Origin of the sequence: Luteimicrobium sp. NPDC057192 (assembly GCF_042670205.1) — a bacterium.
Classification (GTDB): Bacteria; Actinomycetota; Actinomycetes; order Actinomycetales; family Cellulomonadaceae; genus Luteimicrobium.
In genome coordinates, this window is record NZ_JBHUWD010000013.1 from 54,615 (window position 1) to 80,008 (window position 25,394).

The 25,394-nt window shown below is 74.8% G+C and carries 22 protein-coding genes; 3 read left to right on the forward strand and 19 right to left on the reverse strand.

Annotation, left to right across the window (positions count from 1 at the left end):
* Positions 1-32: 32 nt before the first annotated feature.
* The 18 genes from ACFT5B_RS08325 to mraZ form a co-directional block, all read right to left on the reverse strand.
* The gene (locus tag ACFT5B_RS08325) at positions 33-494 is read right to left on the reverse strand and encodes a TraR/DksA family transcriptional regulator (protein ID WP_386797552.1); all 462 of its coding nucleotides are present in this window, start codon (positions 492-494) and stop codon (positions 33-35) included.
* A gap of 214 nt (positions 495-708) precedes the next feature.
* Positions 709-1,341, reverse strand: a complete 633-nt coding sequence (locus ACFT5B_RS08330; protein WP_386797523.1) for a DivIVA domain-containing protein — start codon at positions 1,339-1,341, stop codon at positions 709-711.
* A 122-nt stretch (positions 1,342-1,463) separates the two neighbouring features.
* A complete protein-coding gene (locus tag ACFT5B_RS08335) occupies positions 1,464-1,748 on the reverse strand; it encodes a YggT family protein (protein ID WP_051136749.1) in 285 nt (94 codons plus the stop codon).
* Between the two features lie 114 nt (positions 1,749-1,862).
* The gene (locus ACFT5B_RS08340) at positions 1,863-2,360 is read right to left on the reverse strand and encodes a cell division protein SepF (protein WP_386797524.1); all 498 of its coding nucleotides are present in this window, start codon (positions 2,358-2,360) and stop codon (positions 1,863-1,865) included.
* Between the two features lie 105 nt (positions 2,361-2,465).
* The gene (locus ACFT5B_RS08345; RefSeq protein ID WP_386797525.1) at positions 2,466-3,242 is read right to left on the reverse strand and encodes a polyphenol oxidase family protein; all 777 of its coding nucleotides are present in this window, start codon (positions 3,240-3,242) and stop codon (positions 2,466-2,468) included.
* Positions 3,243-3,310: 68 nt separating this feature from the next.
* A complete protein-coding gene (ftsZ, locus tag ACFT5B_RS08350; protein WP_386797526.1) occupies positions 3,311-4,624 on the reverse strand; it encodes a cell division protein FtsZ in 1,314 nt (437 codons plus the stop codon).
* Positions 4,625-4,836: 212 nt separating this feature from the next.
* Positions 4,837-5,826: a cell division protein FtsQ/DivIB gene (locus ACFT5B_RS08355; RefSeq protein ID WP_386797527.1), complete on the reverse strand. Its 990-nt coding sequence runs from the start codon at positions 5,824-5,826 to the stop codon at positions 4,837-4,839.
* Between the two features lie 4 nt (positions 5,827-5,830).
* A complete protein-coding gene (murC, locus tag ACFT5B_RS08360; RefSeq protein WP_386797553.1) occupies positions 5,831-7,216 on the reverse strand; it encodes a UDP-N-acetylmuramate--L-alanine ligase in 1,386 nt (461 codons plus the stop codon).
* Between the two features lie 80 nt (positions 7,217-7,296).
* Positions 7,297-8,445 (reverse strand): undecaprenyldiphospho-muramoylpentapeptide beta-N-acetylglucosaminyltransferase, encoded by a 1,149-nt coding sequence (gene murG / locus ACFT5B_RS08365; RefSeq protein ID WP_386797554.1) that lies wholly within the window; start codon positions 8,443-8,445, stop codon positions 7,297-7,299.
* Positions 8,446-8,524: 79 nt separating this feature from the next.
* Positions 8,525-9,964 carry a putative lipid II flippase FtsW gene (gene ftsW / locus ACFT5B_RS08370; protein WP_386797528.1) on the reverse strand — a complete coding sequence of 480 codons (1,440 nt, stop codon included), beginning with the start codon at positions 9,962-9,964 and terminating at the stop codon, positions 8,525-8,527.
* Positions 9,961-11,460, reverse strand: coding sequence for a UDP-N-acetylmuramoyl-L-alanine--D-glutamate ligase (gene murD, locus ACFT5B_RS08375; RefSeq protein WP_386797529.1), 1,500 nt, complete (start codon positions 11,458-11,460; stop codon positions 9,961-9,963). Before murD ends, ftsW begins: the two co-directional genes overlap by 4 nt.
* On the reverse strand, positions 11,457-12,539 hold the full coding sequence (mraY, locus tag ACFT5B_RS08380) for a phospho-N-acetylmuramoyl-pentapeptide-transferase (RefSeq protein WP_386797530.1): 1,083 nt from the start codon (positions 12,537-12,539) through the stop codon (positions 11,457-11,459). The genes murD and mraY overlap by 4 nt, the downstream gene beginning before the upstream one ends.
* Positions 12,536-13,945 carry a UDP-N-acetylmuramoyl-tripeptide--D-alanyl-D-alanine ligase gene (murF, locus tag ACFT5B_RS08385; RefSeq protein WP_386797531.1) on the reverse strand — a complete coding sequence of 470 codons (1,410 nt, stop codon included), beginning with the start codon at positions 13,943-13,945 and terminating at the stop codon, positions 12,536-12,538. The genes mraY and murF overlap by 4 nt, the downstream gene beginning before the upstream one ends.
* Positions 13,942-15,606, reverse strand: coding sequence for a UDP-N-acetylmuramoyl-L-alanyl-D-glutamate--2,6-diaminopimelate ligase (locus tag ACFT5B_RS08390; protein WP_386797532.1), 1,665 nt, complete (start codon positions 15,604-15,606; stop codon positions 13,942-13,944). The genes murF and ACFT5B_RS08390 overlap by 4 nt, the downstream gene beginning before the upstream one ends.
* Before the next feature lie 50 nt (positions 15,607-15,656).
* A complete protein-coding gene (locus ACFT5B_RS08395; protein WP_386797533.1) occupies positions 15,657-17,804 on the reverse strand; it encodes a peptidoglycan D,D-transpeptidase FtsI family protein in 2,148 nt (715 codons plus the stop codon).
* Positions 17,801-18,241, reverse strand: coding sequence for a hypothetical protein (locus ACFT5B_RS08400; RefSeq protein WP_386797534.1), 441 nt, complete (start codon positions 18,239-18,241; stop codon positions 17,801-17,803). Before ACFT5B_RS08400 ends, ACFT5B_RS08395 begins: the two co-directional genes overlap by 4 nt.
* Positions 18,238-19,338, reverse strand: a complete 1,101-nt coding sequence (rsmH, locus tag ACFT5B_RS08405) for a 16S rRNA (cytosine(1402)-N(4))-methyltransferase RsmH (protein WP_386797535.1) — start codon at positions 19,336-19,338, stop codon at positions 18,238-18,240. The genes ACFT5B_RS08400 and rsmH overlap by 4 nt, the downstream gene beginning before the upstream one ends.
* A 181-nt stretch (positions 19,339-19,519) precedes the next feature.
* Positions 19,520-19,993, reverse strand: a complete 474-nt coding sequence (gene mraZ / locus ACFT5B_RS08410) for a division/cell wall cluster transcriptional repressor MraZ (protein ID WP_386797536.1) — start codon at positions 19,991-19,993, stop codon at positions 19,520-19,522.
* A gap of 342 nt (positions 19,994-20,335) precedes the next feature.
* On the opposite strand from mraZ, the gene ACFT5B_RS08415 reads away from it, so the two are divergent.
* The 3 genes from ACFT5B_RS08415 to ACFT5B_RS08425 are packed head-to-tail and all read left to right on the forward strand — an operon-like array spanning position 20,336 to position 25,052.
* The gene (locus ACFT5B_RS08415; protein WP_386797537.1) at positions 20,336-21,355 is read left to right on the forward strand and encodes an AAA family ATPase; all 1,020 of its coding nucleotides are present in this window, start codon (positions 20,336-20,338) and stop codon (positions 21,353-21,355) included.
* 11 nt (positions 21,356-21,366) lie between these two features.
* A complete protein-coding gene (locus ACFT5B_RS08420) occupies positions 21,367-22,686 on the forward strand; it encodes a DUF58 domain-containing protein (RefSeq protein ID WP_386797538.1) in 1,320 nt (439 codons plus the stop codon).
* The gene (locus ACFT5B_RS08425; RefSeq protein WP_386797539.1) at positions 22,683-25,052 is read left to right on the forward strand and encodes a transglutaminaseTgpA domain-containing protein; all 2,370 of its coding nucleotides are present in this window, start codon (positions 22,683-22,685) and stop codon (positions 25,050-25,052) included. Before ACFT5B_RS08420 ends, ACFT5B_RS08425 begins: the two co-directional genes overlap by 4 nt.
* Here ACFT5B_RS08425 and ACFT5B_RS08430 read toward each other — a convergent pair.
* Complete coding sequence (locus ACFT5B_RS08430; RefSeq protein WP_386797540.1) at positions 24,979-25,377, reverse strand: DUF3040 domain-containing protein; 399 nt, start codon at positions 25,375-25,377, stop codon at positions 24,979-24,981. The genes ACFT5B_RS08425 and ACFT5B_RS08430 overlap by 74 nt on opposite strands.
* Positions 25,378-25,394: the final 17 nt, after the last annotated feature.

The window sequence follows — 25,394 nt, forward strand, 5'->3', positions numbered from 1 at the left end:
GGGCGCCGCGTCCGGCGCGTGACCCGTCCGGGCTAGCGACGCTCCTCGCGCTGCTTGCAGTCGATGCAGAGCGTCGCGCGCGGGAACGCCTGGAGCCGAGCCTTGCCGATCGCCTTCCCGCACGACTCGCACACGCCGTACGTCCCCGCCGCGATGCGGTCGAGCGCCCGCGAGTTCTGCGCCAGCAGGTCGCGGGTGTTGTTGACGAGCGTGAGCTCCTGGTCGCGCTCCAGCGCGCTCGAGCCCGAGTCCGCCTGGTCGTCCCCCGACCCCTCGCCCGAGTCCCGCAGCAGGGCCGACAGCTCCTGGTCTGCGGCGGCGAACTCGACCTGCAGCCGGGCGTTCTCCTCGATGAGGCCGTGAGCGAGCTCCTCGACCTCTTCCACGGTCCACGGCTCCTCGCCGTCACGGACCGGGAACGACTTGACGTCCCGGACGAGGTGGGGGAACTGCTTGCGGGTCGCGGCGCGTACCGCCACGTCACGCTTGGCCATCATGAACCTCCCTCGTTCGGATTCACGCGAGGGTAGACGCCCTCGCGAGGTTCCACAACACACCACGCCGCGCGGTTGCGCGCGTCGAACGACCGCTCGACCTGCGACGTCACGCATGAGACAGCACGAGCCGCCATCCGCCCGGGGGCGGATGACGGCTCGGCGGCCGGGCGTGCCGGCCAGTGCCTCGCGCTGCCCGTACTGCCCGCGCGGCTCAGATGCCCGCGGTGATGTCCGAGGAGGACCCGCCGCGCGCGGGCAGCGCGCTGCCCCGGGCGTCGATGTCCCCGAGGAGGTTCTGCAGGTAGCTCTTGAGCCGGGTGCGGTAGTCACGCTCGAAGATCCGCAGCTCGTCGATCTTGCGCTCGAGGAGCGAACGCTCCTGCTCGAGCTGCGAGAGCGTGCGCTGCGACTGGTTCTCCGCCTCGCGGACGATGCGGGTGCTCTCCTCCTGCGCCTCCGCGAGGAGCCGCTCGCCCTCGGCCTTGCCGGCGTTGACGTAGTCGTCGTGCACCTTCTGGGCCAGCTGCAGCATGCCGGTCGCCGACGCGGGCTCCGCGGGCTGCTGCTGATCGGGCACGGCCACCGGCTCGGGCTGCTGCTCGGGCACCGCGACGGGCTCGGGCTGGAACGCCGTCTGGGCGGCGTCGGCCCGGCTCAGCTCGGCGATACGACGCTCCGCGGCGGCCAGCTTGGCCTTCACGGACTCGTTCTCCTCCTGGACGGAGTTGAGGGTCCGGACGACCTCGTCGAGGAAGTCGTCGACCTCCTCGATGTCGTAGCCCTCCTTGAACTTCACGGTCGAGAAGGTCTTGCTGAGGATGTCCTCGGCAGTCAGCAGTGCCATCGCGTCACCTCGGTGAGATAGGGCAGTCGGGCAAGGTCGTGCCGTCCACGGTAGCCGAGTCGGGCCGGGAACCGCCAAAGTGGCGGGACGTGACGCTCACGGCGCACCCCCGACGGGCGGCGTCAGCGGCCGAGGCTCGTGAAGAGCCGCCACAGGAACGACACGACGAAGAACAGGATGATGTAGCCGAGGTCGAGCTGGACGGAGCCCAGCCGGATCGGCGGGATGATGCGGCGCAGGAGCCGCAGCGGCGGGTCCGTGACCGTGTACACGGCCTCGGCCACGACGAGCACGACGCCGCGCGGCCGCCAGTCCCGAGCGAACACCTGGACCCAGTCGAGGATCAGGCGGCCGATCAGGAGCAGCAGGTAGACGAACAGCAGGATGCCGATGACGGAGAAGATCACCACGGGTGAACTGTGCCATCTCCCGGGCGCTCCGTGCGCGCGACAGCCGGGCGCGGACGCGCTGACGACGGCGCGTCACGCAGGACGCGCCGCCGTGCGGTGGTGCTCACGCGGTCAGCTCTGGTTGTAGATGCCGCTGCGCGGCTGGCCAGCGGCCGCGCGCTCCTCGCCCGTGACCTCGACGTGCTCGGGCGACAGGAGGAAGACCTTGTTCGTCACGCGTTCGATCGCGCCGTGCAGCCCGAACGTCAGCCCGGCGGCGAAGTCGACGAGCCGCTTGGCGTCCGCGTCGTCCATGTCCGAGAGGTTGATGATCACGGGGGTGCCGGCGCGGAACGCGTCACCGATGACCAGTGCGTCGTTGTACGAGCGCGGGTGCACCGTGACGATGCGGCGCAGGTCGACGCTCTGGGACGTCTGCGGCCGCGACTCGCGGACCTCGCGCACCGGCGAGTACGCGGGTGCCCGTCCGATCGGGGTCACGGGTGCGAAGTCCTCCCCCACGCCGCCGTCGGCGTCGTCGTAGTCGTCCATGTACTCCTGCTCCTCGGCCTCGCCGCGGTCGTCGGCGAGCCCCAGGTACAGCATGGTCTTGCGCAGCGTTCCAGCCATCGCCTGTGCTCCTCCCCCGGTCGAACGACCGTCGTGTGATTCACGCTAGCCCAGCCGGTCCGGGTCACCGTGCGACACGCCCGGCGTGTCGGCAGGCTCATCCGGTCACCCGTGCCCCGTCTCGGTCGCGGTTTCTGCCTCTCCCCGGTGCACGACGACGCCCGCGAACCGCCCCGTGGGCCTCTCGCGCCCGTCGCGCCGGTGGGAGAAGAAGCGCTCGTCCTCGAGCGTGCAGACCCCGAGGAGCTCCACGTGCTGCACGCCCGCGGCGGCAAGCTGGGCGGCGACCCCGGCGCTCAGGTCGAGCGACGGCGTCCCCTCCCGGGTCAGCGCCCAGGTCTCGGGGACCAGCCCCGCCACCTCGGCTCGCATGGCGTCGGGGACCTCGTAGCAGGCGCCGCACACGCTCGGCCCGACGACGGCCCGCAGCTCGGCGCGGCGGGCGCCGAGGCCCTCGAGCGCGTCGACGGCGGCGCCGACCACGTCCTGCTCGACGCCGTGGCGTCCTGCGTGCACCGCGCCGACGAGCCCGCGTCCCGGGTCCGCGAGCAGCACGGGCACGCAGTCCGCGACGAGGACGCCGAGCGCGTGGCCGCTCGTCGCGACGAGCGCGTCCGCCTCGCCGAGCGTGTCGGGCGGGGTCGCGCCGGGCTCGAGGTCGGCCGCGACGATCACCGCGTGACCGTGCACCTGCGTCATGAAGCTCACGGGCGAGCCGACGGTCGCCGAGACCGCCGCGCGGTTCGCGCGGACCCGGTCCGGGTCGTCGCCGACGCCCAGCCCCAGGTCGAGGCTCGTCCACGGAGCCGGCGAGACACCGCCCGCCCGCGTGGTGAAGGCGGCGCGCACCCCGGGGCCGAGGTCGACCTCGAGCAGCGGCACGGGCGGCGGGGCCGGACGTGCGCTTCCCGCGCCGTCCGCCCCACCGCCCGTCGGCGGCCGCTCCGCCACTACTTGAGGAAGTCCGGGACGTCCAGCTCGTCGACGGCCCGACGCAGCGGCTCCTCCTCGACGAGGCGCGGCACCGAGACCGGCGAGCTCGCCGAGGAGGCCTCGGTCTCGACGATCACCGCGGCGTCGTCGTCGGCGTCGTCCGCGTCGAGCGGCACGAGCGGGCGGACACCCGTGCTCGCGACCGGCTGCGGCGCGACCGGGCGCGGCGCCGGGGCGACCGCGGGAGCCGGGTTGGCGGCCGCCGGCACGCCGCCCGTCGGACCCGCCGCCCCGAGGACCGGCACGGACGGGACCTGCGGGACCGACCCGGAGACCGCGCCCTGGATCTGGCCGAGCCCCTGGCCCTCCTTGCGGGTCTGGGGTCCGCCGCCGTCGAACCCGGCCGCGATGACCGTGACGCGGACCTCGTCGCCGAGGGCGTCGTCGATGACGGCACCGAAGATGATGTTGGCCTCGGGGTGCGCCGCCTCGTGGACCAGGCGCGCAGCCTCGTTGATCTCGAACAGACCGAGGTCCGAGCCACCCTGGATCGACAGCAGCACGCCGTGCGCGCCGTCGATGCTGGCCTCGAGCAGCGGCGAGGAGATCGCGAACTCCGCGGCCTGGACCGCGCGGTCCTCGCCCCGGGCCGAGCCGATGCCCATGAGCGCGCTGCCCGCGCCCTGCATGACCGACTTCACGTCGGCGAAGTCGAGGTTGATGAGGCCCGGCGTGGTGATGAGGTCGGTGATGCCCTGGACACCGGAGAGCAGCACCTGGTCGGCCGAGTGGAACGCCTGCAGCGCGGTGACGGCGCGGTCCGACATCGACAGCAGCCGGTCGTTGGGGATGACGATGAGGGTGTCGACCTCGTTCCGGAGCGTGTCGATGCCCTGGTCCGCCTGGACCGAGCGACGACGACCCTCGAACGTGAACGGGCGGGTCACCACGCCGACGGTCAGCGCGCCCAGGGAGCGCGCGATCCGCGCGACGACGGGCGCGCCGCCCGTGCCGGTGCCGCCGCCCTCGCCGGCGGTGACGAAGACCATGTCGGCGCCCCGCAGGACGTCCTCGATCTCGTCCTGGTGGTCCTCGGCAGCCTTGCGCCCGACCTCGGGGTCGGCGCCGGCACCGAGGCCGCGCGTGAGCTCGCGCCCGACGTCGAGCTTGACGTCGGCGTCCGACATGAGCAGGGCCTGCGCGTCGGTGTTGATCGCGATGAACTCGACACCCTTGAGACCGACCTCGATCATCCGGTTCACGGCGTTGACGCCGCCACCGCCGATGCCGACCACCTTGATGACTGCCAGGTAGTTCTGCGGAGTTGCCACGGTGTGCCTCTCGATCCTTGCGTGTGGTGTCGTGCGGTCGCTGCTCCCGCGCCGTGGCCCGGGTCTCAACCTTCACCCTCAAGTTGAGGGTTAGAGTTATGTCATCCTCGTCTTGCTGCGAACGTAGGGGGCGCGGACGGACTCGGCAACGACCCGCCCGCGCGTGTCGCGAGATCGGACCCGAACCGCCCGCCCTGCACCGCGCGCGGCCGTCACCGGGTGACCGGCAGCGTCGGCGCCGAGACGTCGAAGACGCTCGCGTGCTTGGTCTGCTTCGCCGACCGGAGCGCCTCCAGGACGCGCACCTTGAGCGCCGAGTCCTGGGAGCTCCCCCAGACGACCCGGACCCCCTTGCGCAGCGTCAGCTCGACCGTGTCCTGCGTCGACGCCTGCGCCGCGGTGACCTGCGTGCCGAGGGCGTCCGGCAGCCCTCCGAGCACGGCCAGGACCGCGTCGAGCGCGTGGTGGTCGGCGGCGTCGAGCGGGACGGTCACCACCGGGACGCCCTTCGGGGCCGAGCCCACGGTCGCCACGCGGACGCCGTCGGCGTCGAGGAGTGCGAACCGCCCCTGGTCGGGGACGGCCGCGACCGGCTCGCGCGGCGTCACCCGGACCGTCAGACCGTGCGGCCAGTCGCGCACGATCGACACGTCCTTGACGCCTCGGACGTCGAGCATGCGGGTGCGCAGCGAGACCGTGTCCAGCCGCGGCAGCGGGACGCCGTCCGCGCCGGCCGCGATGTGCTCCACCTCAGCGGTGTCGACGAGACTGCCCGCACCGACGACGCGCACGTCCTCCGCCCGGGTCGCGAGGACCGGCGAGAAGAACGCCAGCCACACGAGCGCACCGACGGCCGCGAGAACGGCCAGCGTCCATGCGAGCCGGCGCCACCGCCGGTGGCGGCGCATCGCGGCGCGCTCGGCGAGGCGGTCGACCATGCCGGTCGAGACGACCGAGCCGCGGGCCGCCACCACGGGGACGGGGACGCTCGCCGGACCCCGCCGCACCGGCACCGAGCCGGTCCGCGGCTCGGTGCGCGGGACCTGCGAGGTCGGCGCCGTCGGAGGCGCGCTGCGCGGCGCGTCGTCCCGCGCCGCCGGCTCGACCGGCCCCGCGCCCGCGCTCGCGCTCGCGGGACGGTCGCGGTCCCGCAGCGGCGCGGGCCGAGGGCGGGACGGTCGGGACGGCGGACGCGACGGCACGGGCCTACTCCCCCGCCCGGACGCGCAGCGCGTCGAGGACGACGTCGCCCAGCTCCGTGACGTCGCCCGCGCCGACGGTCAGCAGGAGGTCGCCGGGGCGCGCGAGGTCCGCCGCGACCCTCGCCGCCTCGAGGCGGTCCTCGACCGCGTGCGCCGCAGCGCCCGACGCGGTCGCCGCGAGCAGGTCGGTGACGGTGCGCGCGGTCGTGCTCGGGTCCGGGTCCTCGCGCGCGGCGTAGACCCCCGTGACGACGACCTCGTCCGCGAGCGCGAGCGCATCGGCGAAGGCCCGCGCGAACGTCCGGGTCCGCGAGTACAGGTGCGGCTGGAACAGCACGACGAGCCGCCCGTCCCCCGCGACGCCCCGCGCGGCGGTCAGGAGCGCGGTGATCTCCGTCGGGTGGTGCGCGTAGTCGTCGACGACGCGCACGCCGTCGGCCTCGCCGCGCGCCTCGAACCGCCGGCCCGTCCCGCGGAACGCCGCGGCGGCCCGGGCGGAGGGGACGAACGGCGCACCCAGCGCGACGCACGCGAGGACGGCGCCGGCAGCGTTCAGCAGGTTGTGGGCGCCGGGCACGCGCAGCACCAGCGGAGCGGTCGTCTCCGCCGCCACCACGGCCTGCCCGCCGAGCCCCGGGGTCGCGGCCCGGAGGACGGCGCTCGCGCCGTCGCCCGTCCGCACGCTCTCGACGACGAGGTCGCTCGCCGGGTCGGTGCCGTACGTCCAGACCGTCCCGCCCGCCTCCCGGTGGCGCGCGGCGAGCGCCGCGGAGCCTGGGTCGTCGGCGCACGCCACGAGAGCGCCTCCCTCGACGACCCGTCCCGCGAACGCCACGAACGCGGCGTCGAACGCCTCGCGCGTGCCGTAGTGGTCGAGGTGGTCGGGCTCGACGTTGGTCACGAGCGCCACGACCGGCGCGTACGCGAGGAACGAGCCGTCCGACTCGTCGGCCTCGGCGACGAGCACGTCGCCGCCGCCCAGGTGGCCGCCGGGCAGCGTGCCGTCGTCGGTCAGGACGCTGCCCCCGACCGCGAACGACGGGTCCTCGCCGAGCTCGCGGAGGATCGTGGCGACCATCGCCGACGTCGTGGTCTTGCCGTGCGCGCCCGCGACCGCGACGCCGCGCCGCCCGACCATGAGAGCGGCGAGCGCCTGGGAGCGGTGCAGCACGCGCAGCCCCCGCGCCCGCGCCTCGACGAGCTCGGGGTTGTCGTCGCGGACCGCGCTCGACAGGACCACGGTCGTCGCGCCGCCGACGGCCGCCGCGTCGTGCCCCACCGTGACCGGGACCCCGGCCTCGCGGAGCCGGGCCACGACGTCGCTGTCGCGCGCGTCCGATCCCTGCACCGGCACGCCCCGCGCCGCGAGGAGCTCCGCGACGACCGACATGCCCGCGCCACCGATGCCGACCAGGTGGGTGCGCCCCAGGTCCGCGAGGTCCGGGGTCGCGTCGTAGCGGTCGGCGCCGCTCACGCCGTCGCCCCCGCCCCGGCGCCCCGCGCGGCCTTCTCCACGAGGTCGGCCACGCGGGCGGCGCCGTCGCGCACGCCCGCGGTCGCGGCGGCCTGTGCCATCGCGCCGAGGCGCGCGCGGTCGCCGAGCAGGCCCGGGACCTCCCGCGCGACCCAGGCGGGCGTCAGCTCCCCGTCGGCCACCAGGAGGCCGCCGCCCGCGTCGACGACGGGTGCCGCGTTGAGCCGCTGCTCGCCGTTGCCGATGGGGAGCGGCACGTACACGGCCGGGATCCCGAGGGCCGCGAGCTCGCTCACGCTCCCCGCGCCCGACCGGCACAGGACGAGGTCCGCGACCGCGTAGGCCAGGTGCATGTCGGCCAGGTACTCGAGGGCGTGGTACCGCTCGGTCCCGGCAAGACCGGCCAGGGCACCGAGGACCGGCTCCGACTTGCCCGTGCCCGTGAGGTGGAGCACCTGGACGCCGCCCGCGAGCAGCTCGCGGGCGGCACCGGAGACCGCGGTGTTGAGGCTCTGCGCGCCGAGCGAGCCGCCCGTCACGAGGAGCGTCGGCAGCGCCGGGTCGAGCCCGAGCGCGGCGGCGGCGGCCGCCCGGGTGCCCGCCGGGTCGTGGGCGAGCCGCTCGACGAGCTCGGCGACCTCGTGGCGCAGCGGCAGGCCCGTCACGACCGCGCCCGCGAGAGGCGTGCCCGGGAAGGTCGCGCCGACCTGCGCGGCCCACCGCGCGCCCAGCTTGTTGGCCAGGCCCGGGCGGGCGTTCTGCTCGTGCACGACGACCGGCACGCCGCGGCGGCGCGCGGCGAGGTACGCGGGCGTCGAGACGTACCCGCCGAAGCCCACGACGGCCTGCGCGCCGATCCGGTCGATGGCGTCGCCCGCCGCGTCGACCGCGGCCTTGAGCCGGCCCGGGAGCCGTGCCCACTCGCCGGACGGCCGCCGCGGCAGCGGCACGCGCGGGAGGAACTCCAGCGGGTAGCCGCGCTCCGGCACGAGCCGCGCCTCGAGGCCCTCGCGGGTGCCGAGCGCGACGATGCTCGCGGACGGGTTGCGGCGGCGCAGCTCGTCGGCGACCGACAGCAGCGGGTTGACGTGGCCGGCCGTGCCGCCGCCCGCGAGGACGACGGCCTGGACCGGTGAGGAGGTGATGACCACGAGCTGAGGACCTGGTACTTCCTGGTTCGGGCCCGGCGGGCCGGTTCGTGCGGGGAGGGCGGCGCGCCGCCGGCTAGCGCACCGGGCGCTCGCGCCCGCGGTGCGCCTTTCGTCCTGACTGAGACTTTCCGCCTGATCGTACGGGGCCGCGGGGGCTCCTCCGGCCCGCGCCCGCGACGACGCCGAGCGTCCGGCGCGCGATCGAGGGGCGCGCGGCGAGCGCGTCCGCCGCCCCCGGCTCGGTCCGGGCGAGCGAGAGGAGGATGCCCATCGCGACGAGCGTCGTGACGAGCGCCGAGCCGCCCGCCGAGATGAGCGGGAGCGGGACGCCGATGACGGGGATCCAGCCGATCACGACGCCGACGTTCACGAGCGCCTGCCCGACGATCCAGCACCCGATCGCCGCGGCGGCCACCTTCGCGAACGGGTCGTCGTGGCGGCGGACGATCCGGTAGCACGCATATCCCAGGAGCCCGATCAGCGCGAGCACGAGCCCGGCCCCGAGCAGCCCGAGCTCCTCGCCGATCACCGCGAAGATGAAGTCGTTCGACGCCGCCGGCAGGTAGCCCCACGCCTGCCGGCTGGCACCGAGCCCGACGCCCGTCAGCCCACCCGAGCCCAGGGCCTGCATCCCGTGCAAGAGCTGGTAGCAGACGCCCTGGGCGGTCGTACCGTCGGGGTCGCAACCCTGCACGAGCGCGGCGATACGGTTGGCCCGGTTGCCGCTCGACTGGCCCGTGACGAAGATCTGCCAGACCCCGAGCCCGCCGACGACGGCACCCGTCACGAGGAGGCGCAGCGGGACGCCCGCGACGAAGAACGCGCCGGCGACGAGCATGATGACGATGAGCGCCGTCCCGAGGTCCTTGCCGACCAGGACGAGCGCGATCACGAGGAGCGCGCCCGGCACCGCGGGGATCACCGCGTGCCGCACCTGCCCGAGCAGGCGCTGCTTGCGCCCGAGGACGGTCGCGAGCCAGACGACGAGAGCGAGCTTCGCGATCTCGGCGGGCTGGAAGCGGACGGGGCCGACGTTGACCCAGGACCGGTTGCCGCCCACCTCGTCGGCGAGGCCGGGCACGAACACGAGGCACTGCAGCGCCATCGCCCCGATCAGCCCGACCCAGGCGAAGCGCTTGTAGATCCGCACCGGCACCCGCGCCGCGACCAGCATGAGCGGGATCCCGATGAGCGCGTACTGGGCTTGCTGCAGGAACACGCCGAACGGCGACTCGCCCTTGGCGATCTGCGTGACCGCCGAGCTCGACAGCACCATCACGAGACCGATGGCCAGCAGCGTCGCCGTGACGCCGGCCACGAGGTAGTACGTCGCGAGCGGACTGTCCCACACCGTCGCGAGGGTCGAGCGCTTCGGCTTCGGCTTCGCCGCGGCCTTGGCCGGCCGGTTCGCGGCCTTCGAGCCCGACGACGCGCGGGGCTTGGCGGCGGGGACCGCCTGGGCGCGGGTACCGGTCGCACGCGGTGCGCGCGTGACTCCCGGCGCTCCCGTCATGCCACCGTCCCCTCGCCCGCGGCCCCGCCGGGGGCGGGCGCGAGCGCGCGGGCGGCACCCGCGAACAGCTCTCCCCGCTCGGCGTAGGACCGGAACTGGTCCATCGACGCCGAGGCGGGCGCGAGCAGCACCGTGTCGCCCGGACGGGCGAGGGTGCGGGCAGCGGCGACGGCTCGGGTCATCACCGTCCCAGTCTCTCCGGGGTCGACGCGGACGACGGGGATCTCGGGCGCGTGTCGGGCCAGCGCGTCGGCGAGCGGCGCCCCGTCGACGCCGATCAGCACGACGCCGCGCAGCCGGTCGGACCGCCTCTCGACGAGCTCGTCGAAGGTCGCACCCTTCGCGAGGCCGCCGGCCACCCACACGACGGTGCCGGTCGCGAACGAGGCGAGCGAGGCGGCCGCGGCGTGCGCGTTCGTGGCCTTGGAGTCGTCGACGTAGGCGACGTCGTCGACGGTCGCGACGGTCTCGATCCGGTGCCCGCCCGCCCGGAACGCCCGGAGCCCGTCCCGCACCGCGCGCGCCGGCACCCCGCCGGCACGGGCGAGCGCCGCGGCCGCCAGCGCGTCGGCGACGACGTGGGGTGCGACGGTCCCGCCGGGGCCCGCAAGGTGCGCGAGATCGTCGAGCGTGCCGAGCTCGGCCGCCGACCCGTGGCGCGCCGGATCGTCGAACGGCAGGTGGAACGCGCGGTCGACGAGCACGTCCTCGACGAGGCCGAGCTGGCCCGGGGCCGGTGCACCCAGGGTGAACCCGACCGCCCGGGCACCCTCGACGACGTCCGCCTCGCGCACGAGCCGCTCGGTCCGCGGGTCGGACGCGTTGTAGACGCACGCGACCTGCGCGTGCTCGTAGATCCGGCCCTTGGCCGCCGCGTACGCGTCGAGCGAGCCGTGCCAGTCGAGGTGGTCGGGGGCGATGTTGAGCACCGCCCCGGCGAGCACCGACAGGGACTGCGTGAAGTGGAGCTGGAAGCTCGACAGCTCCACCGCGAGCACGTCGTGGCCGGGCTCGGTCGCGGCGCGCACGACCGGGTCGCCGACGTTCCCGACAGCCGGCGCGTCGAGCCCTGCCGCCGTGAGGATCGACGCGAGCATCTCGACCGTCGTGGTCTTGCCGTTGGTGCCCGTGACGGCGAGCCACGGCGCCGGGGTCCCCGCGCCGTCGCCGTGGTCACGAGGCGCGCGCAGACGCCACGCCAGCTCGACCTCGCCCCAGACGGGGATCCCGGCCTTCTCCGCGCGCACGAGCAGCGGGTGGTCCGGCCGCCAGCCGGGGCTCACGACGACGAGCTGGACGCCGTCCAGGCTCGCACCCTCCGCGTCGTGCACGTCGGCGTCGTCGGCCCGGGCGTCCACGGTCACGACGTGCGCCCCGCGCGCGGTCAGGACCTCTGCGGCTGCCCGGCCGCTCACCCCGAGCCCGGCGACGAGCACGCGCCACCCCGCGGGGTCAGGCGTCGGGTCGACCGGCGAACCGGCGTCGCCGGTCGTCACGTGACCACCCACTCGCCGTAGAACAGCCCCATCCCGAGCCCGGCGCACAGCGCGGCGATGAGCCAGAAGCGGATCACGATCGTGACCTCGCCCCAGCCGGTGAGCTCGAAGTGGTGGTGCAGGGGCGCCATCTTGAAGACGCGTCTGCCGGTCGCCTTGAAGTACCCGATCTGGATGACGTCCGACATGAGGATGATGACGAACAGGCCGCCGATGATCGCGGCGAGGATCTCGGTGCGCGACACGATCGAGATGCCGGCGAGGGCGCCGCCGAGCGCGAGGGCCCCGGTGTCGCCCATGAAGATCTTCGCGGGGCTCGCGTTCCACCAGAGGAACCCGAAGCACGCCCCCATGAGCGCCGCCGCGATGATCGCGAGGTCGCGCGGGTCGCGCACCTCGTAGCAGGCCGTCGTCGACTCGACGAACCGCTGGCAGTTCTGGTTGATCTGCCAGACGGTCACCATGAGGTAAGCGCCGAAGACGATCATCGACGCGCCCGTCGCGAGGCCGTCGAGGCCGTCCGTGAGGTTCACCGCGTTGGACCAGGCGGTCACGAGGAAGTTCGCCCAGACCACGAAGAGCACGAGGCCGAGCGCGGTGCCCGCGAACGCGAGGTCGACCGGCGTGTCGCGCAGGAACGAGATCTTGGTCGAGGCCGGCGTGAGGTCGTGCCCGTTGGGGAACTGCAGCACGAGGATCGAGAAGACGACGCCGACGACGCCCTGCCCCACCATCTTCGCGACGGGCGAGAGCCCGAGGCTGCGCTGCCGGCGGATCTTCGTGTAGTCGTCGAGGAACCCGACGAGCCCGAGCCCGCACGTGAGGAACATGACGAGCCACGCGCTCGCGCTCGGGGCGCGGTGCGTGGCGAGCGAGCCGGCGGCCCAGCCGAGCAACGCCGCCACGATGATGACGACGCCGCCCATGGTGGGCGTCCCACGCTTGGTGAGGTGCGACGTCGGCCCGTCCTGGCGGATGAACTGCCCGTAGTGGTGCTTGACGAGGAAGCGGATGAACGACCGCGTCCCGAACAGGGAGACGAGGAGCGCGACGAGCGCGGCGAGGACGATAGCGATCATGCGGGCACCTGCTCGCCCGTGAGCTCGTTCGCGAGCCGCCACAGGCCCGCCCCCTTGGACGACTTCACGAGCACCACGTCACCCTCCTTGAGCTCTTCGCGCAGCAGCGCGGCAGCCTCCTCGACGTCCGCGACGTGCACGACCTCGCTCCCCCAGGAGCCCTCGCGGCGCGCGCCGTCGACGATGCCGCCGGCACCCGCGCCTACGACCACGAGCCAGCGGATGTTGAGGCGGACGACCAGCTCGCCGAGCTCGTCGTGCACGCCGCGCGAGTCGTCACCGAGCTCGAGCATCTCGCCCAGCACCGCGACCGAGCGACGCCCGGTCTGCTTGGCCATGACGGCGAGCGCACGCAGCCCGGCACGCATCGAGTCGGGGTTGGCGTTGTAGGCGTCGTCGATGATGCGGACGCCGTCGGGGCGGTCGACCACGTGCATGCGGTGCGGGCTCGCGGGGCCGGCCTCGGACAGCACGCGCCCGACGTCCTGCGCGCTCGCGCCGAGCTGGAGAGCGCCCGCGGCCGCGGCGAGCGCGTTGGTCACGTGGTGCTCCCCCACGAGGCGCAGGTCGACGCGCAGCGGCTCGGCACCGGGCGCGTGCAGCTCGAACGACGCCCGGCCCTCGGCGTCGATGCGCACGTCGCTCGCGCGCACGTCGGCCGACGGGATCGTCCCGAACGTCACGACCGGGCCGTCCGTCAGGCGCGCCATCGCCGAGACGCGCAGGTCGTCCGCGTTGAGGACGGCGACCCCGCCCGGGCGCAGGCCCTGGACGAGCTCGCCCTTGGCGCGCTCGATGGCGTCGACCGACCCGAAGTGGCCCAGGTGCGCCGAGCCCACGACCAGCACGACCGCGAGGTCGGGCGGCGCGATCCGCGTGAGGTAGGTGAGGTTGCCCTCGTGGTCCGCGCCCATCTCGAGGACGAGGAACCGCGTGTCGCGGTCGGCCCCGAGGACGGTCAGCGGCAGCCCGATCTCGTTGTTGAACGAGCCGCGCGGCACGATCGTCGGGCCCAGCGGCGACACGAGCGCGCGGAGCAGGTCCTTGGTCGTCGTCTTGCCGACCGAACCGGTGACGGCGACCACCCGGACGTCGGCCCCCTCGCGCAGGGTCGCGAGCACGTACCGCGCGAGCTCGCCGAGCGCCGCCTGCACGTCGTCGACGACGACGCACGGCACGTCCTCGAGCTCGCGCGCCGCCAGGACGAGGGTCGCCCCGGCGTCGACCGCGGCCGCCGCGAAGTCGTGGCCGTCGACGTGCTCGCCGGGGAGCGCGACGAACAGCGACCCGGCGGTCACGTCGCGCGAGTCGATGACGACGGGTCCCGTCACGCGGGCACCGGCGAAGGCGGCGCTCACGGCTCCGCCCGTCGCTGCGGCCACCTCAGCCGCAGTCAGCTCGATCATGCGTCCTGCTCTCCTGTCGGCGCGGCGTCGTCCCCCGCAGGCCGGGTCCCGGCCTGTCGGGCGGCGAGCGCCGCGCGCGCCTCGACGCGATCATCCAACGGATGGTTCACGCCGTCGATCTCCTGCCAGATCTCGTGGCCCCGCCCCGCCACGAGCACCGTGTCGTCGTCGGCCGCGCCCAGCACGGCGTCACGGATCGCGTCCGCACGCGGGGCCACCTCGACGATCGTCACGGTTCGGCCGCCTCCGGCGGCCGGGTCGGCACCCGCCTGCGCGTCGAGCGCGGCTCGGGCACCGTCGAGGACCGCGGAACGGATCGTCGCCTGGTCCTCGCCGTGCGGGTCGTCGTCCGTCACGACGACGACGTCCGCACGCTCGACGGCAACCCTACCCATGGTCGGCCGCTTGCCCGTGTCGCGCTCCCCGGTCGCGCCGAACACGACGACGAGCCGGCCGGTCGTCGTCGGGCGCAGGGCGTCGAGAGCGAGCGCGAGCGCGTCGGGGTTGTGCGCGAAGTCCACGACGACCCGCGGCCCGGCACCGCTCGAGACCGTCTCCATGCGCCCGGGGACGGCCGGAGCCACGCCGCCGGCGCGCTCGAGCGCCGCGTCCACCGTGCCCACGTCCACCCCGGACTCGACGACCATCGCGAGAGCGAGGGCGACGTTGGCGACGTTGAACGGGCCGGGCAGCGTCGTGCGGGCCGCGAGCCGGCGCCCGTCGTCGTGCACCAGGACGAGCTCCTGGCCGTCTGCGGCCTGCGTCACGTCGCCGACCGTCCAGCCCGTGCCAGGCGCGTGTGCGCCCGGGAGCCGCAGCGGGACGACGGGCACGGTCGCGTGGTCGAGCAGGCGCAGCGCCCACGCCCGGCCCGCGCCGTCCGCGGGGACCACGACGACCCCGCGCCGGGCGTGCGCCGGGGTGAAGAGCGTCGCCTTGGCCTCGAAGTAGGCCTCGAGCGTGCCGTGGAAGTCGAGGTGGTCCTGGCTGAGGTTGGTGAAGCCGGCGACGTCGTAGACGACCGGGTCGACGCGGTGCAGCGCGAGCGCGTGCGACGAGACCTCCATCGCGAGGGCGTCCACGCCGTCCTCGACCATGGTCGCGAGCATCGCCTGGAGGTCGGCCGCCTCGGGCGTCGTGAGCGCGCTCGGGACGACGCGGCCTGCCGCCCGGATCTCCACGGTGCCCACGAGACCCGTCGTGCGGCCGAGCGCCGCGAGCACGGCGTCGAGGGCGTAGGTGGTGGTCGTCTTGCCGTTGGTGCCCGTCACGGCGAACGTCGCGAGGCGTGCGGTGGGCTCCCCGTAGGCGCGCGCCGCGAGCGCCCCGAGGACCGCGCGAGGTTCGGCGACGACCACGACGGGCACCGTGAGGCCGGTCCCGGCCAGGAGCGTCGCCCCCTCCGCGTCCGTGACGACCGCGACCGCGCCCGCGGCCACGGCGCCCGGCGCGAAGCGTGCCCCGTGCACGTGCGCGCCGGGCAGCGCCACGAACACGTCGCCGGGCGCCACCGTCCGGTTGTCGGCACCGACGCCCGTCACCACGACGTCCCCGCCGGCGGCGTCCACGGCCGGAACAGCATCCGTCAGACCCTCGAGCAGCCGGGCCAGCGGGAGCCGTGCGGACGTGCGGGGGCGCAGGCGAGGAGCGGGGGACGTCACGGGAAGAAACCTATCGTGCGGCTGGGTGGCGTCCGGGTGGAGGGCCGCCCTCACCACGTCGCCTTGTAGGGCTTCGCGGCGCCCGAGCTCGGCGCGACACCGAGGTCGTGGAGCCCGAAGCCCATGACCTTGCTGAACACCGGCGCGGCGGTCTCGCCTCCGTAGATCGACGTCTTCGGGTCCTTGAGGAACACCCCGACGGTCAGGCGCGGGTGGTCGGCCGGGGCGAAGCCCACGAACGACGACACGATCGACGAGAGGTTGCCGTTCGCGTCCGCGGCCTCGGCGGTGCCCGTCTTGCCCGCGACCTGGTAGCCCGGCACCGCGGCCTTGGCACCCGTGCCGTCGTCGCCCTTCACGACGCCCTCGAGCATCCGGGTGAGCTGCTTGGCCGTCTTCTCCGAGACGACGCGCTCGCCGTCGGCCAGGTTCGCCGGCGTGACCGTGCCGTCGGAGGCCGTCGTGGACCCGACGACGTGGGCCGGGGCGCGCACGCCGCCGTTCGCGATCGTCGAGTACACGCCGGCGGCCTGGACCGCGTTCACCGTGAGGCCCTGTCCGAACTTCACCGTGTACTTGGTGCGCCCGTCCCAGTCCTGCGGCTGGCGGAGGATGCCCGCCGACTCGCCCGGCAGCCCGAGACCCGTCTTCTGGCCGAGCCCGAACGCGCGCATGGTGTCGTACTGGGTCTGGTCCGTGAGCTTCGACCCGGCCTGGACGGTGCCCGAGTTGGAGGACTCGGCGAGGATCCCGGCGAGCGTGAGCTTCTCGACGCCGTGCTGGTGGGAGTCGTGGAAGGTCTGCCCGTTGGGCGTCTGGTACGTGTACCCGACCTCGAACCGCGAGGTCGGCGTCGCCAGCCCCGACTCGAGCAGCCCGGCCATCGTGATGATCTTGCCCGTCGACCCGGGCTCGAACGTGCCCTCGACCGCGACCGAGCCGCGCTTCGAGACCGGCACCGACGAGTCGTTCGGGTCGGCCGTCCCGGAGTTCGCGAGCGCGTAGAGCGCGCCGGTCTTGACGTCCTGCACGACGACGATCGCCCAGGTGGCGCCGGTGTCCTTCTTCGCCTTGTCCGCGGCGTCCTGGGCGTACCACTGGATGTCCTGGTCGATCGTCAGGGCGACGTCGGAACCGGGGACGGCGGCCTTGTCGTCGTCGGTGCCCGTGGGGATGCGCTGGCCGTTGACGCCCTGCTCGAACGTCTCCTGGCCGGGCGTCCCGGCGAGCTGCCCGTCGAGGACCTTCTCGAGCCCGCCGGCGCCCTGCTGGGACGCGTCGACGTACCCGAGCAGGTTCCCGGCCGTGGCGCCGGCGGGGTAGACGCGCTCCGACGTCTGCTGGGAGAACACGCCCGTGATCCCGAGCGCCTCGATCGCGCGCCACGTCTCGGGCAGCAGGTCCTTGGCGAGGACCTTGTACTGCAGGAGCTTCCCCTTCGACGACGCGTTGAGCGCCGCCCCGAGCGTGCTGGCGTCCTGGTGGACCAGGGGCGCGATGAGCTTGGCCGCCGCGACCGCGCCGGTGCCCAGCTCGCCCGTCCCGCGGTACGCCGCGACCTGGGCGTCCGACGGGACGAACGTCGCGACGTTCTTCGGGTTCGCGATCAGCGTGTACCGCGCCTGGCTGGTCGCGAGGACGACGCCGTTGCGGTCGGTGATCTCGCCCCGCGCGGCAGGGAGCTCGGTCGTCGTGAGCCGGTCGCTGTGCCCGCGGGCCGCGATCGCGGGCCCGTCGTAGAGCTGGACGTACGCGAGCCGCAGGAGGAACGCGACGAGCACGAGCGCGACGAGCACGGCGACCCAGCGCAGCCGGACCTCGGGCCGGCCCGCCTTCCGGAAGCGCGACGGCCGCGGCGCGGGGCGGCGCGCCGCAGGGGCCGGGCGTCGCGGCGCCGCCGTCGTCCGCGGCGGGTTGGCGTTGCCCTTGGTGCGCGCGACGTCCTTCGCGGGCTGCCCGCCGGACCCCGTGCGCGTGGTGGTGGACCGTCCGCCCGCCCGGCCCGACGTCGTCCGGCGCGAAGCGGCCTGGCCGGACGGCGCCGCGCCCGACCGGGTGGTCGTCGCCTGCCGCGTCGTGCGAGGCGTCGCCGCGGAGGGTCGCTCGGCGGGCCGAGAAGCACCGCTGCCGGTGCGTGGGGTCGTCCGAGGCGCACGTGCCCCGGACCCCGTGCCGCGGTCCGCCGAGCCCGGGCTCATCCCTTGGCCCCTGCCGCCTCGGGCGTCGCGATCACCTTGCCGTCCGACAGCCGCAGGAAGCCCTGGCCGGTGCTCGGCACCATCCCGAGCGAGCGGGCCGTGCGTGCGAGCGCGCCCGGTGCGGAGGCCGCGTCGAGCTGGGACGTGAGATCCTGGACGTCCTGCGCGGTCTGGGAGACCTGGGCGTTGAGCGCGTTGCGCTCGAACGAGTCACGGGCCATCTGGATGTTCAGCAGGAGCGCCGTCACGAGGGCGCCCGCGACGATCGCGACGCACAGCGCCACGAACGGCACGCGCGAGCGCCCTGTCGCGGGGGCGCGGACGACGCGCAGCCGCGGCCGCGGGGCGTCGGCGGCGCGCGGTGCGCCGCCCTTCGGGTCGGTGGCGGGCTCGAACTGGCGCAGCACGCGCGCCGTCGCGCCGGCGGACGCGGTCATGGGCGTGCCTCCTGAGGACGGTGGGACGAAGAGGGACGGCCGCCCGCGGGACGGGAGGCCGCGGGACGACGCGGGGCGCTCTCCTGCGCCGCGATCTCGCGCAGGACGTGGTCGGGGGTGGGGCGCAGGCGCTCGGCAGCCCGCAGGCGTACCGACGCGGAGCGCGGGTTGCGCTCGAGCTCGGCCCCGTCCGCCTCTTCCGCCCCGCGGGTCAGCAGGCGCAGGTAGGGGCGGTGGGTCTCGGGCTCGACCGGGAGGTCCGGCGGGGCGCTCGACGTCGCACCGCGGGCCAGCTCGCGCTTGACGAGGCGGTCCTCGAGCGAGTGGTACGACTCCACGACGATCCGGCCACCGACCGCGAGCACCGCGACCGCCGCCGGCACTGCGCGCTCGAGCACGGCGAGCTCGCCGTTCACCTCGATGCGCAGCGCCTGGAAGGTGCGCTTCGCGGGGTTGCCGCCCGTCTGGCGGGTCGCGGCCGGGATCGCCGCGCGCACCACGTCGACGAGCTCGGCGCTCCGCTCCCACGGCCGCTGCTCACGTCGGCGGACGATCGCCCGCGCGACGCGCGGGGCGAACCGCTCCTCGCCGTACTCCCGGAGGATGCGCACGAGCGCCGCCTCGTCGTACGTGTTGAGGACGTCGGCTGCCGTCGGGCCGGTGGTCGGGTCCATCCGCATGTCGAGCGGGGCGTCGTGCGCGTAGGAGAAGCCCCGGTCCACCTCGTCGAGCTGGAGCGACGAGACGCCCAGGTCCATGAGGACGCCCTGGACGCCCGGGAGGCCCTGCTCCTCGACGACGTCCTCGATCTCGTCGTACACGGCGTGCACGGCGACGAAGCGGTCCCCGAAGCGCGCGAGGCGCCGGGAGGCGAGGGCGATCGCCTCGGGGTCGCGGTCGATGCCGATCACGCGCGCCGTCGGGACCTGCTCGAGCACCGCCTCGGTGTGCCCGCCCATGCCGAGGGTGCAGTCCACGAGGGTCGCGCCCGGCGCCTCGAGGGCCGGGGCGAGGAGGTCGACGCACCGCTGCAGGAGGACGGGCAGGTGCCGGCCCGCCGCGTCTCCACGGCGCTCGTCGCGCTCCGTCCCAGGCATCGGTCCCCTCCCTTCGCTGCTGGTGCCGTGCTGCCGGCCGGGCCACCCGGTCAGGTCTCCCTCCGCGACCCTCTGACGCCGGGGAAGTGACGTCAGAACGGGCGGGAGGAGGCCTGGTCGTGCGGGCCGTCCGAACGCTTCTGGTGGTGGGTCCTGCTCGGTGCTCCTCCTGCTCGCGCAGTCAGAGCCGCAGCCCCGGGACCACCTCCTCCGCGGTGCGTGCGTACTCGCCCTCCTGCTCGGCGAGGTAGGTCTGCCACGCCGCGAGGTCCCAGACCTCGACGCGGGTCCCGGCGCCGATCACGGCGACGTCCCGGTCGAGACCCGCGTACTCGCGCAGCCCGGGCGGGATCGAGATCCGGCCCTGCTTGTCCGGCACCTCGTCGCTCGCGCCGGACAGCAGCACCCGCAGGTAGTCCCGCGCCTGCTTGCTCGTCACGGGAGCCTCACGGATCTGGTCGTACATGCGACGGAACTCGTCCATGGGGAGCAGGAACAGGCAGCGCTCCTGCCCTCGGGTGAGGACGAGGCCCGGTGCCAGCTGCCCCCGGAACTTGGCCGGGAGGATGAGGCGCCCCTTCTCGTCGAGCCGGGGCGTGTACGTGCCGAGGAGCAGGCTCGGAACCCCGCTGAAGGACTCGAGCACGGCACGCACCTCCTCCTGTCTCCCATTGCCCCCACTTTACTCCACATCCCTCCACTGTTCGCTCGTTGAAAGGGGTCTTTCACCCCGCCTTCACCGCGTCCCCGCAGGTCACCGCGGTGGGGGAAGGTGGAGGGCCCGAGGGGCGACCGGGCGCGGCGTGCGGGCGCCGGCCCGTCGGTGCAGCATCCGACGGCGCTGCGGCGCGGGGTCGGCGGGGCCGAGGGGGCGGCCGGTGGAGCGATGTGGAGTGACCTGCGCCACGTGCAATAGGCTCGTGCTACGACGCCGCCGGTCGCCCGGACGCGTCGCACTGGCAGGGCGGACCCCCGCTCACGACCGACGGAGGTCCACGTGCTCCTCGACTCCAGCGGCACCCACGACGCCACCACGGCGCTGCCCGGCTCCGCCCTCGACGACCTGGTGACGGTCACGGGCCGGATCCGGAGCGCGGTCGAGTCCGTCGTCACCGGCCGCTCCGACGCGGTCGACGTGACGATCGCGGTGCTCCTGGCCGGCGGCCACCTCCTCATCGAGGACGTGCCAGGCGTCGGCAAGACCACGCTCGCCAAGGCGCTCGCCAGGGCGATCGACGGCAGCGTCGGGCGGATCCAGTTCACCCCGGACCTCCTGCCCAGCGACCTCACGGGCGTGAGCATCTACCGGAGCCAGACGCACGAGTTCGAGTTCCGGCCGGGCCCGGTGTTCTCGAACGTGGTGATCGGCGACGAGATCAACCGCGCCTCCCCCAAGACGCAGTCGGCCCTGCTCGAGTGCATGGAAGAGGGGCAGACCACGGTCGACGGCGTCACCCACGCGCTCCCCCGCCCGTTCTTCGTCGTCGCGACGCAGAACCCGGTCGAGATGGAGGGGACGTACCCGCTCCCCGAGGCGCAGCGCGACCGGTTCATGGCGCGGCTGTCCGTCGGCTATCCCGAGCCCGCCGCGGAGCTCGAGCTGCTCGACCGCATGGAGACGCACGACCCGCTCGCCGAGGTCACGCCCGTGGCGGACGTCGAGACCGTCGCGCGGCTCGTCAGCACCGTCCGCGGCATCTTTGCCTCCGACGCCGTGAAGCAGTACGTGCTCGCGCTCGTCTCCGCGACCCGCGACCACCCCTCGCTGCGGCTCGGGGCGTCGCCGCGCACCACGATCCAGCTCCTCCGCGCCGCCAAGGCCGTCGCGGCCATGGACCAGCGCGACCACGTCCTGCCCGACGACGTCCAGCGGCTCGCGGTCTCGGTCCTCGCGCACCGGCTCATCACCACGACCGAGGCGCGGCTCGCCGGGCAGACCCCGGCCGACGTCGTGGCCGCGATCGTGGAGCGGACCGCTGTACCGACGCGCACGGACCGCGCGCTCGACCGGCGCTGAGGCGGCGGCTCGTGGCCAGGGCGCGCACCACCCGGGTGCGGCTCACCGACCGGGGCATCGTCCTCGCGGTCGGCGGCGGGATCCTCGCGCTCGCGGGCGTGGGTCTGCACCTGCCCGACGTGGTGGCGATCGGCGTCGCCCCGCTCGTCGCGGTCGCGGCCGCGGCGCTGTGGATGCGGGTCGTCGGCGTCGACCGGGGCCGGACGGCACTCACCACGACCCGGCGGGTGCTCCCGAACCCCGTGGTCCGCGGCCAGGTGACCGAGGCGCGCCTCGCGGTCCGGCCGGCGCACCTGTCGTCCGCCGCGACCGCGCAGCTCGCGCGCACGCGCGTCGCGGAGAACGTCTCGACCCAGCTCTCCCACCGTCCGCCGCGCGGCACCCAGCGGACGGGCGCCGAGGAGATCGTCGTGACGTACCAGCTGCACCCCTCCGCGCGGGGACGGTGGCTCCTCGGCCCCGCGAGCGCGACCGTCGAGGACCCGTTCGGGCTCGTGCGCACCGTGCAGCCGTTCGGCTCGACGACCACGGTCACCGTCTGGCCGAGCACCTACCCGCTGCCCGTGCGCGCGGCCCGCAGCCTGGCGGTCGCCAGCGACGCGGCGAGCGGCTCCCGCGCGGCCTCGCCGGACGACGCGGTGCTGCGCGAGTACGTCGCGGGCGACGACCCGCGGCGCATCCACTGGGCGAGCGCCGCCCGTCGTGGCGAGCTCATGGTGCGGTCCGACGAGGGCGCCGGGCTGCCGCCCGTGACGGTCCTGTTCGACCGCGGCCTGCTCCCCACGCGTGACGCCACCAAGGCCTGGGACCACGTGCGGCCGGCCGAGCGCGGCGAGTGGGCCGTCGAGTGCGCCGCGTCGATCGCGGTCTCGCTCGTCGAGGCGGGGCACGCGGGCCGGATCGTGGGGACGTCGTCGGACGGTGCCGTCGCCGCGGTGCCGCACGTGCCCGGCGGGCGCGGCGAGGGGCGCTCGGGCATCCTCGAGCAGGCGGTCGACCTGACGGGCCTGCGTGACGGCGCCGAGGCCGACCGCGCCGTCGCCGCGACCGCGGCGGCCCTGCGCGTCCACCGGCACGCCGACGAGCTGACGTTCGCGGTGCTCCGGCCCCAGTCCGGTACGGCGCAGCACGCGCTCGCCCACCTGGGCGGCGAGGGCGACCACGCCGCCGTCGTGGTCGTCGACCGCTCCTCGTCGCAGGCGCAGCACCGCGCCGCCCAGGACACCGTCGCTGCGCTCCGGGCCGCGGGCTGGCGTGCGCTCGCCGTCGTCGAGGGCAGCGGTCTCGAGGCGACCTGGCTCAATCTCGTGCAGGAGGCGGCGTGGTCATGAGCCCGCTCACCGTCCGGCGGCGCGCGCTCGCGCAGACCGCCCTCGTCGCGGTCGCCGTGGGCGCCGGCGCGCTCACCCTCACGAAGGTGGTGTGGCCCGGCGGCTGGGTGGCCGCGGTCCTCGGCAGCCTCGCGCTCGTCGCCGCCGTCGTCGCCGGCGTGCGGTGGGCCGCCCAGGCGCGGGGATCGGGCGCCCTCGCGGTCGTCGCCCCCACCCTCGTCGGCGCCGTGGTCGCCGGGTTCCTGTGGGTCACGCTCAGCACCTCGCAGGCGGTCGAGGACCCGAGCGCCGCGCCCCTGCCCGAGGACCCGGTCTCCGCGGCGTTCACCGCGCTCGGGCGCCTGCACGAGCTCGCCGCGCAGTCCGTGGCCCCGGTCGACGCGTCCGCCCCCGTTCTCAGCGCGATCCTCAGCGCCACACTCGTGCTGTACCTGCTCGGCGACGTCCTCGCCGTCACGCTCCGCTCCCCCGTCGCCGCAGCCGTCCCCGCGCTCGTGCTGTGGATGCCGTCCCTCGTGATCGTCGCGCGCGTCCCCGTGGCGTGCGTCGCCGCCACGCTCCTCGCGCTCCTCGTCCTGCTCGCCGTCTCGCGCGTCGACCCGCGCCCCGGCGCGCGCGACGCGGGGACCACCACGGCCGCCGCCGTCGGGGTCGCCGCGGCCGTGACGGCCGTCTCGCTCGTCGTCGGGGCGGGCGCCGTCGCGGTGCAGCAGAACGGCTCGCGACCCCTCACACAGCTCTTCGGATCGAACAGCGGGACCGGGAGGCTCGGCAACAACCTCGACGTCCTGCGGGACCTCGGGGACCGGCCCGACACCACCGTCATGACGGTCCGGGCGTCGAGCGAGGGCGGCAAGGACGACGGCTCGGACGTCGCCGTGGGCCCGCTGCGCGTCTACACGCTGACGAACTTCGACGGCTCGTCCTGGAAGCCCGACGACGTTCTCAGCGACGCCGACGACGTCGCGCCGGGGCAGCTGCTCGGATCGACGGGGGCGTCGAGCGACGCCGCGGGCACCGTGGACGTGCGCGTCGACCCGAAGCTGCTGCCCCGCTACCGCCTCGCCGTCACGACCGACCCTCGCAGCGTGCAGACCGCGACGCCGAGCCCGCTGCGCTACGACTCGGACCGGGACGAGGTCTACCGCGTGTCGGGCGACGGGCGCGACCCGTACACCCTCGCCGTCCACCCGCGTGACCTCACGGCCGACCAGCTGAAGCAGGAGAACGCCACGTTCGGCGCCGACAGCGGGCTGCCGATGAAGCTGCGCCGCGAGGCCCTCACCGTGCCCGACACGGCGCACGTCGCCGACGTGACCGCGCTCGCGAAGAAGATCACCGCAGGCGACACGACGGACTACGCGAAGGCGCTCGACTTGCAGACGTACTTCCGCGACGCCCAGCGGTTCACCTACTCCACCAAGGCGCCCAAGGGCGGTTCCGACGCGGTCTGGTCGTTCCTGGAGGCCAAGGAGGGCTACTGCGTCCAGTTCTCGACGGCGATGGCCGTCATGCTGCGGACGCTCGGCATCCCGACACGGGTGGGCGTCGGGTACCTGACGCGGGCCCCCGGCGCCGACGGCGTCACGAACGTCACCGGCCAGGACGCGCACGCCTGGCCCGAGGTCTACTTCGAGCAGTCGGGCTGGGTGCGGTTCGAGCCGACGCCGGCGGTCCAGTCCGGCATCGCCCCCAGCTACACGGACGTGTACGGGAGCTCCCAGTCGCAGAGCTCGCAACCCAACGACGTCCCGACGGGCAAGGCGACCACGGACCCGAACGAGGCGCTGCCGGAGGAGACCGCGACGTCCCAGTCGCAGCCGATCGGCACGGCTGCGACCCGGCGCGACGGCAACCTCGTGGTGATCGTCGGCGTCGCGCTCCTGCTGGTCGTGGCGGCGGCGGCCGCGACGGTGGTCCTCGCACGGCGGCGGCGGTCTCGTCCGATCGACGACGCGGAGGAGGCCTGGGCGGGCCTGCGGCGGCGACTCGCGTCGGAGGGGGTCACCTGGCCGGACTCGGCGACGCCGCGGCAGGTGCCCGGCCTCGTGGCGGCCACGGTGCACGACGCGTACGGCACCTGGCCCGACGACGCGGACGCCGCGTTGCGCGAGCTCGCGCGGGCGGTGGAGACCGAGCGCTACGCACGGCCGACCGGGACGCGCGGCGCGGTGGCGGTGGAGGGAGGCACCACTCAGGTGGGCGCCGCGCCCGGTGCCGAGCCTGCGGACTCACCCGCGGTACGGTGGGCGAACCTCGTCGACGACGTCGTCGCGGCGGTCCAGAAGGAGCTCAGCGGCCGCCTTCGTGGCGGCGACGCTCCCAACGCTCCTCGAGGCGGGCGAGGAACGACTCGCGCTTCGTAGCGCTCGCCGTGGGCCTCGACTGCGGAGCGGCGTGGGTACCACCGACGACCCCGATCGGGCCCGACCTGGCCTTGCGCCGCAGCAGGGCGAACGCCACGCCCGCGAACATCAGCACGAATCCACCCACGCCCAGCCACCACTGAGAGGCCGCCGCGCCGAGCACGAGCACGAGCAGACCGGCAGCGGCGGCGAGGAAGCCGACGACGTAGCGCCAGAGCGGATGCCGCTCGGCAGACTGCAGCGTGTTGGCGAGCCGTGGATCGTCCGAGGTCAGAGCTTGTTCCATCTGCTCCAGGACTCGCTGCTCGTACTCAGACAGAGGCATGTCGACCTCCGGTCGCT

Excerpts from the sequence above, each read along its gene's own strand:
- ACFT5B_RS08325 (WP_386797552.1), bottom strand. The coding sequence starts at position 494 with ATGGCCAAGCGTGACGTGGCGGTACGCGCCGCGACCCGCAAGCAGTTC.
- ACFT5B_RS08330 (WP_386797523.1), bottom strand. The coding sequence starts at position 1,341 with ATGGCACTGCTGACTGCCGAGGACATCCTCAGCAAGACCTTCTCGACC.
- ACFT5B_RS08340 (WP_386797524.1), bottom strand. The coding sequence starts at position 2,360 with ATGGCTGGAACGCTGCGCAAGACCATGCTGTACCTGGGGCTCGCCGAC.
- murC (WP_386797553.1), bottom strand. The coding sequence starts at position 7,216 with ATGTCGGTCGTCGCGGAGCTCCTCGCGGCGCGGGGCGTGCCGGTGCAG.
- ftsW (WP_386797528.1), bottom strand. The coding sequence starts at position 9,964 with ATGACGGGAGCGCCGGGAGTCACGCGCGCACCGCGTGCGACCGGTACC.
- mraY (WP_386797530.1), bottom strand. The coding sequence starts at position 12,539 with ATGATCGCTATCGTCCTCGCCGCGCTCGTCGCGCTCCTCGTCTCCCTG.
- murF (WP_386797531.1), bottom strand. The coding sequence starts at position 13,945 with ATGATCGAGCTGACTGCGGCTGAGGTGGCCGCAGCGACGGGCGGAGCC.
- ACFT5B_RS08395 (WP_386797533.1), bottom strand. The coding sequence starts at position 17,804 with ATGAGCCCGGGCTCGGCGGACCGCGGCACGGGGTCCGGGGCACGTGCG.
- ACFT5B_RS08400 (WP_386797534.1), bottom strand. The coding sequence starts at position 18,241 with ATGACCGCGTCCGCCGGCGCGACGGCGCGCGTGCTGCGCCAGTTCGAG.
- rsmH (WP_386797535.1), bottom strand. The coding sequence starts at position 19,338 with ATGCCTGGGACGGAGCGCGACGAGCGCCGTGGAGACGCGGCGGGCCGG.
- ACFT5B_RS08425 (WP_386797539.1), top strand. The coding sequence starts at position 22,683 with ATGAGCCCGCTCACCGTCCGGCGGCGCGCGCTCGCGCAGACCGCCCTC.
- ACFT5B_RS08430 (WP_386797540.1), bottom strand. The coding sequence starts at position 25,377 with ATGCCTCTGTCTGAGTACGAGCAGCGAGTCCTGGAGCAGATGGAACAA.